Source organism: Streptococcus suis YS161 (genome assembly GCF_002760245.1).
Classification (GTDB): domain Bacteria; phylum Bacillota; class Bacilli; order Lactobacillales; family Streptococcaceae; genus Streptococcus; species Streptococcus suis_I.
Window position 1 is genome coordinate 1 of sequence record NZ_ASCA01000073.1, and the last position, 6,527, is coordinate 6,527.

7 protein-coding genes are annotated in these 6,527 nt (G+C 42.9%); all 7 read left to right on the forward strand.

Annotated features, from left to right (window positions below; genetic code table 11):
- The first annotated feature begins 167 nt into the window (after positions 1-167).
- The 7 genes from codY (at position 168) to gatB (ending at position 6,407) form a co-directional block, all read left to right on the forward strand.
- Positions 168-956, forward strand: coding sequence for a GTP-sensing pleiotropic transcriptional regulator CodY (gene codY, locus SST111_RS09630; protein ID WP_004195776.1), 789 nt, complete (start codon positions 168-170; stop codon positions 954-956).
- Between the two features lies 1 nt (position 957).
- Entirely contained in the window at positions 958-1,509 is a 552-nt protein-coding gene (locus SST111_RS09635; RefSeq protein WP_024376330.1) for a cysteine hydrolase family protein, read from the forward strand.
- Between the two features lie 263 nt (positions 1,510-1,772).
- Positions 1,773-2,120 carry a 50S ribosomal protein L19 gene (gene rplS / locus SST111_RS09640; protein ID WP_024376329.1) on the forward strand — a complete coding sequence of 116 codons (348 nt, stop codon included), beginning with the start codon at positions 1,773-1,775 and terminating at the stop codon, positions 2,118-2,120.
- Positions 2,121-2,306: 186 nt separating this feature from the next.
- Positions 2,307-2,981, forward strand: coding sequence for a hydrolase (locus SST111_RS09645; protein ID WP_024376328.1), 675 nt, complete (start codon positions 2,307-2,309; stop codon positions 2,979-2,981).
- A 218-nt stretch (positions 2,982-3,199) separates the two neighbouring features.
- The gene (gatC, locus tag SST111_RS09650; protein ID WP_011921930.1) at positions 3,200-3,502 is read left to right on the forward strand and encodes an Asp-tRNA(Asn)/Glu-tRNA(Gln) amidotransferase subunit GatC; all 303 of its coding nucleotides are present in this window, start codon (positions 3,200-3,202) and stop codon (positions 3,500-3,502) included.
- A complete protein-coding gene (gene gatA, locus SST111_RS09655; RefSeq protein WP_099810995.1) occupies positions 3,502-4,968 on the forward strand; it encodes an Asp-tRNA(Asn)/Glu-tRNA(Gln) amidotransferase subunit GatA in 1,467 nt (488 codons plus the stop codon). The genes gatC and gatA overlap by 1 nt, the downstream gene beginning before the upstream one ends.
- A complete protein-coding gene (gatB, locus tag SST111_RS09660) occupies positions 4,968-6,407 on the forward strand; it encodes an Asp-tRNA(Asn)/Glu-tRNA(Gln) amidotransferase subunit GatB (protein ID WP_011921932.1) in 1,440 nt (479 codons plus the stop codon). Before gatA ends, gatB begins: the two co-directional genes overlap by 1 nt.
- Positions 6,408-6,527: the final 120 nt, after the last annotated feature.

Consider the following 6,527-nt stretch of genomic DNA (forward strand, 5'->3'; position numbering starts at 1 on the left):
GTTGACACTAACTTTGAGAAGCGGTGCTGGGCTTTTTGCCCAGCCTTTTCTTTTTACTTGAATGAAAATGTTTGAATTTTTCTGATAACGGTAAATATTCTGATAATTGTTGAAATTTTATGTATTTTTTGCTATACTGAAAGCAATTACAGAGTAAAGAGGAAAATATGACAACATTATTAGAGAAGACACGGAATATCACTTCTATTTTGAAGCGTTCCGAAGAGCAATTGGCAGAAGAATTGCCTTATAATGCCATTGCTGAGCATTTATCAGCTATTATTGACTGCAACTCGTGCATCATTAATAGTGAAGGTGAAGTTTTGGGATACCACATGAACTATGAGACAAACAATGATCGTGTGGAAGAATTTTTCCAAAACAAACAATTCCCAGAAGGATATGTAAAAGCAGTTGCGCAGGTTTACGATACGCAGGTTAATTTGCCTGTCGAGAGCGAGTTGACTGCCATCCCTGTCGAATCACGATCGACTTATCCAAACGGGCTGACAACGATAGCGCCTATCCACGTAACGGGGATTCGTTTTGGTTCGCTTATTATTTGGCGGAATAATGAGCAGTTTCACGATGATGATTTGATTTTGGTTGAGATTGCGGCAACAGTAGTTGGTATTCAGTTACTTAATTTCCAACGGGAAGAAGACGAGAAGAATATCCGTCGTCGTGCGGCAGTTAATATGGCGGTAAATACGCTGTCTTACTCAGAAATGAAAGCAGTTGCAGCTATTTTGGGTGAATTGGATGGCAATGAGGGGCAATTGACTGCTTCTGTGATTGCAGATCGTATCGGTATTACACGCTCGGTGATTGTGAATGCACTGCGTAAGTTGGAGAGTGCAGGGATTATTGAAAGTCGTTCTTTGGGAATGAAGGGGACTTATTTGAAAGTTCTTATCCCAGCTATTTTTGATGAAATTAAGAAACGTGACTACTAAAATGACAAAAGCATTGATTTCGATTGATTATACAATAGATTTTGTGGCAGATGAAGGAAAGCTGACTGCTGGAAAATCAGCTCAGGCTATTTCTGAACGAATTGCTCAGGTTACGCAAGAAGCTTTTGAAAATGGAGACTACATTTTCTTTGCGATTGATGGTCATGAGGAGGGGGATGAATTTCATCCTGAAGCTCAGCTTTTCCCAAGTCATAATATCATTGGGACGCAAGGGCGAGACTTGTATGGTCCTTTAGCAGATTTTTATCAAAAACATAAAGGGCATGCGCGTGTTCGTTGGATGGATAAACGTCATTATTCTGCTTTTTCTGGGACAGATTTGGATGTTCGACTAAGAGAACGTGGTGTAGATACGGTTGTCTTGACGGGTGTTTTGTCTGATATTTGTGTTCTTCATACAGCTATTGATGCTTATAATAAGGGGTATCGTATTGAGGTGGTCTCATCAGCCATTGCTGCATTGACGGAGGAGAATCATCAGTTTGCTCTTAACCATTTGCGTCATGTACTCGGTGCGACAATCATTGATTAATAGTATAGTGACCAGTCTGTGGACTGGTTTTTCGTTTTTCTCCAACAGGAATGTATTATTAACACTCTTCGAAAATCAAACTCAGACCTTGTTGACTTAACTTGTAAAAGAAGCGGTGTGATTGACCATGATAAATTTATCAAAATGCTTTACATAGGTGATTACTTGGTGTATAATATAGTCTGTGTGTAATGGACGCACAAAAATACAGTTTATCCGCTGGGTTTAAAAGCACCTAAGATTGACAAAGATAGGAGAATAAAATGAATCCATTGATCCAAAGTTTGACAGAAGGTCAACTTCGTACTGATATCCCTTCTTTCCGTCCTGGTGACTCTGTTCGTGTTCACGCTAAGGTTGTCGAAGGAACTCGTGAGCGTATTCAGATCTTCGAGGGTGTTGTTATCTCTCGTAAAGGTCAAGGTATCTCAGAAATGTACACTGTCCGTAAAATCTCTGGCGGTGTAGGTGTTGAGCGTACATTCCCAATCCACACTCCACGTGTTGATAAGATTGAAGTAGTACGTTACGGTAAAGTACGTCGTGCTAAATTGTACTACCTCCGTGCATTGCAAGGTAAAGCAGCACGTATCAAAGAAATCCGTCGTTAAGATAGTCCTACAGACTATTTTGGTCGGAGAATGGGAGGCAGCGAAAGCTGTCTCTTTTTTTAAAAAAATCTGTTGAAAGAGTACCAAATTGTGAAAGCAGTGGTAAAATGGATTGTTTTTGTGTATCTTCCATGAAATAATATGTTATACTATATATTATTGAAGCTAGTATAGAGGAGGTTGAGGATGAGCGAACAGTTTATTCCATCTGTTTTATCAGATTTACGGCAGGATATTGTTCAGATGCCAGAGGTTATCAAGGAATGTAGTGGAATTCGTATTTATGGTCGTCGCATTCGTTCAGTCTTATTTACAACGGATGTGTCTATTATTGCCAATCACAATGCAGATGCCATTTTGGCTGTTTATCCATTTACGCCCAGTCCAGCTATTATCAAAAGTATTATGTTGGTTGCATCAGTTCCAGTCTTGGCTGGTGTTGGTGGAGGCTTGACGACAGGTATGCGTTCAGCTAATATGAGTCTATTGTCTGAGTCGGAGGGAGCATACGCTGTTGTGGTAAATGGACCAACGGATGTAAAAACAATTGAGGCAATCAATAAGGTAGTAGATATTCCTATCATTTATACCGTTGTTTCTGAAAAGTCTGATTTAACCTCACGGATTAAAGCTGGAGTAGATATTCTAAATGTTTCTTGCGGTATAGAAACGCCAAGGGTTGTGAAGAAGATTCGAGAAGCTTTCCCTGACTTTCCAATTATTGCGACTGGTGGTCCGACTGAGGACTCTATTCGTCGGGTTATCGAAGCTGGAGCCAATGCTGTCTCCTATACAGCACCAAGTAATGGGGAGCTTTTTAAAGGGAAAATGGAAAAATACCGCAAACATGCAAAGGATTAGCTCATAAAAAAAGATAGGCTAAGCAAACAGTAAGTTTTATTGCTAGATGAAACTTGCTGTTTTTTATCGTTTTACGGTGTGAGATTAGGAATACTTCGCAATTTAAAGAACGGATTTTTAGGAGGAAATTGGTAACATATTAGGTCATTTCTACCTTTGTCTGGGGCTGGAAATATGGTATAATGAGAAGATAGATTTCCATTAGGAGGAAAGTAAGAATGAAGATTTCTGAAGCTGAAGTCCGTCACGTTGCCAAGCTGTCTAAGCTGGAATTTTCGGATCAAGAAACAGCGGAATTTGCGACAAGTTTGAGCAAGATTGTCGATATGGTTGAATTGCTCAATGAAGTAGATACGACAGGTGTTGCGGTAACGACCACTATGGCTGACCGTAAGAACGTCTTGCGTGCAGATATTGCCCAAAAAGGTGAGAGCCGTGAGGAGCTCTTTAAAAATGTGCCTGAATCACAAGATAACTTTATCAAGGTACCAGCTATTCTAGACGGGGGAGGAGATGCCTAATGACTTTTAACAATAAAACCATTGATGAATTGCATGACCTCCTTGTCAAAAAGGAGATTTCTGCGGTTGAGTTGACCAAGGCAACCTTGGAAGACATCAAGAGCCGTGAGGGAGCAGTGGATGCTTTCTTGACCATCACAGAAGATGCGGCCTTGGCGCAGGCTGCTGCTCTTGATGAAAAGGGAATTGATGCAGCCAATGTTATGGCAGGGATTCCTTTGGCAGTTAAGGACAATATCTCTACGAAGGGGATTTTGACCACTGCTGCATCAAAAATGCTTTACAACTATGAGCCGATTTTCGATGCGACATCGGTTGCTCAGGCCTACGCAAAGGATATGATTGTTGTTGGTAAGACCAACATGGATGAGTTTGCTATGGGTGGTTCTAATGAGAACTCTGCCTTCAAACCGACTAAGAATGCTTGGGACCAGACAAAAGTTCCTGGTGGTTCTTCAGGTGGTTCGGCAGCTGCAGTTGCTGCTGGTCAGGTCCGTTTGTCACTCGGTTCTGATACAGGCGGTTCCATCCGCCAGCCTGCAGCCTTTAATGGTATCGTCGGTATGAAACCGACCTACGGAACGGTGTCACGTTTTGGCTTGATTGCCTTTGGTTCATCTCTTGACCAGATTGGTCCATTTTCACAGACGGTTAAGGAAAATGCCCAGTTGCTCAATGTTATCTCTGGTCATGATGTTAAGGATGCAACATCAACCATCAATGAAATTGCGGACTTTACTAGCAAGATTGGTCAGGACATCAAGGGCTTGAAAATCGCTCTTCCAAAAGAATACATGGGAGAAGGGATCGATCCGCAGGTCAAGGAAACCATTCTCAAGGCTGCTAAGCACTTGGAAAGCCTGGGGGCGATTATCGAGGAAGTCAGTCTGCCACATTCTAAGTATGGGGTTGCTGTTTACTATATCATTGCTTCGTCAGAGGCATCTTCTAACTTGCAACGTTTTGACGGTATCCGTTATGGTTTCCGTGCAGAAGATGCGACCAACTTGGATGAGATTTACGTGAAAACCCGTAGCCAAGGTTTTGGTGAGGAAGTCAAACGTCGTATTATGTTAGGGACATTTAGCTTATCATCAGGTTACTACGATGCCTACTTCAAGAAGGCTGGCCAGGTGCGGACCTTGATTATCCAGGATTTTGAAAAAGTCTTTGCCAACTATGACTTGATTTTGGGGCCAACTGCTCCGACGGTTGCCTTTGGTTTGGACACGCTCAACCATGACCCTGTAGCTATGTACTTGGCGGACTTGTTAACAATTCCTGTCAACTTGGCAGGTCTTCCTGGTCTTTCTATTCCTGCTGGTTTTGTGGAAGGATTGCCAGTCGGTTTGCAGCTGATTGGTCCAAAATACTCAGAAGAGACCATTTACCAAGTGGCTGCTGCCTTTGAAGCGACAACAGACTATCACAAGCAACAACCAGTGATTTTTGGAGGTGCCAACTAATGAACTTTGAAACGATTATTGGTCTAGAAGTCCATGTGGAGTTGAATACCAACTCGAAAATTTTCTCACCTTCATCTGCTCATTTTGGTGAGGATCCAAATGCTAATACCAACGTGATTGACTGGTCTTTCCCAGGTGTCCTTCCTGTTCTTAACAAGGGCGTTGTAGATGCGGGTATCAAGGCTGCCTTGGCCTTGAACATGGACATTCACAAGGACATGCACTTTGACCGTAAGAACTATTTCTATCCTGATAACCCTAAAGCCTATCAGATTTCTCAGTTTGACGAGCCGATTGGCTACAATGGTTGGATTGAGATTGAGCTAGAAGATGGTTCCACCAAGAAAATCCGAATCGAACGTGCGCATTTGGAGGAGGATGCTGGTAAGAATACCCACGGGACAGACGGCTATTCTTATGTAGACCTCAACCGTCAAGGAGTGCCGTTGATTGAGATTGTGTCAGAAGCAGATATGCGTTCGCCTGAAGAGGCCTATGCCTATTTGACAGCCCTTAAAGAAATCATTCAGTACACTGGTATTTCAGATGTCAAGATGGAAGAAGGTTCTATGCGCGTGGATGCTAACATCTCTCTTCGTCCCTATGGTCAGGAGAAATTTGGTACCAAGACTGAGTTGAAAAACCTCAACTCCTTCAACTATGTGCGCAAGGGCTTGCAACACGAAGTAGAACGTCAGGCGAAAATCTTGCGTTCAGGTGGTCAAATCCAGCAGGAAACCCGTCGCTATGACGAATCTACTGGAGAAACCATTCTCATGCGTGTCAAAGAAGGGTCAGCTGACTACCGTTACTTCCCTGAGCCAGACCTACCACTCTATGAGATTGATGATAGCTGGATTGAGGAAGTGCGTGCAGAATTGCCAGTCTTTCCAAAGGCTCGCCGTGCTCACTATGTGGAAAACTTGGGCTTGACCGCCTACGATGCTGGTCAATTGACGTCTACCAAGGCTCTGTCTGACTTCTTTGAAGCAGCAGTGGCAGCAGGTGGCGATGCTAAACAAGTTTCTAACTGGTTGCAGGGTGAAGTGGCCCAGTTCCTCAATGCTGAAGGTAAGACTATTGAGCAAATCGCTTTGACACCAGAAAACTTGGTTGAGATGATAGCCTTGATTGCGGATGGTACTATTTCATCTAAGATTGCCAAGAAAGTCTTTGTTCACTTGGCGAAAGAAGGTGGCTCTGCTAAGGCTTATGTTGAGAAGGCTGGTTTGGTACAGATTTCAGACCCTGCGGTCTTGATTCCGATTATCCACCAAGTCTTTGCGGATAACGAAGCGGCAGTAGCTGACTTCAAGTCTGGCAAACGCAATGCTGATAAGGCCTTTACAGGTTTCTTGATGAAGGCAACCAAGGGACAAGCTAACCCGCAAGTTGCACAACAACTTTTGGCACAGGAATTGGCTAAGTTGTTGGATTAGAGTGAATAGAAGAAAACCGCTAGGATTGAATCTTAGCGGTTATTTATATTATGGCTTCGAGCCAGTTTTTCTCGTAGAGAAAAACAAGAAAACCACCAGCTATGCTGGTGGCTGCCAAGG

What these genes read in the sequence shown, in the direction of transcription:
- SST111_RS09635 (WP_024376330.1), top strand. Translation starts at nt 958, where the DNA reads ATGACAAAAGCATTGATTTCGATTGATTATACAATAGATTTTGTGGCA.
- gatA (WP_099810995.1), top strand. Translation starts at nt 3,502, where the DNA reads ATGACTTTTAACAATAAAACCATTGATGAATTGCATGACCTCCTTGTC.
- rplS (WP_024376329.1), top strand. Translation starts at nt 1,773, where the DNA reads ATGAATCCATTGATCCAAAGTTTGACAGAAGGTCAACTTCGTACTGAT.
- gatB (WP_011921932.1), top strand. Translation starts at nt 4,968, where the DNA reads ATGAACTTTGAAACGATTATTGGTCTAGAAGTCCATGTGGAGTTGAAT.
- codY (WP_004195776.1), top strand. Translation starts at nt 168, where the DNA reads ATGACAACATTATTAGAGAAGACACGGAATATCACTTCTATTTTGAAG.
- gatC (WP_011921930.1), top strand. Translation starts at nt 3,200, where the DNA reads ATGAAGATTTCTGAAGCTGAAGTCCGTCACGTTGCCAAGCTGTCTAAG.
- SST111_RS09645 (WP_024376328.1), top strand. Translation starts at nt 2,307, where the DNA reads ATGAGCGAACAGTTTATTCCATCTGTTTTATCAGATTTACGGCAGGAT.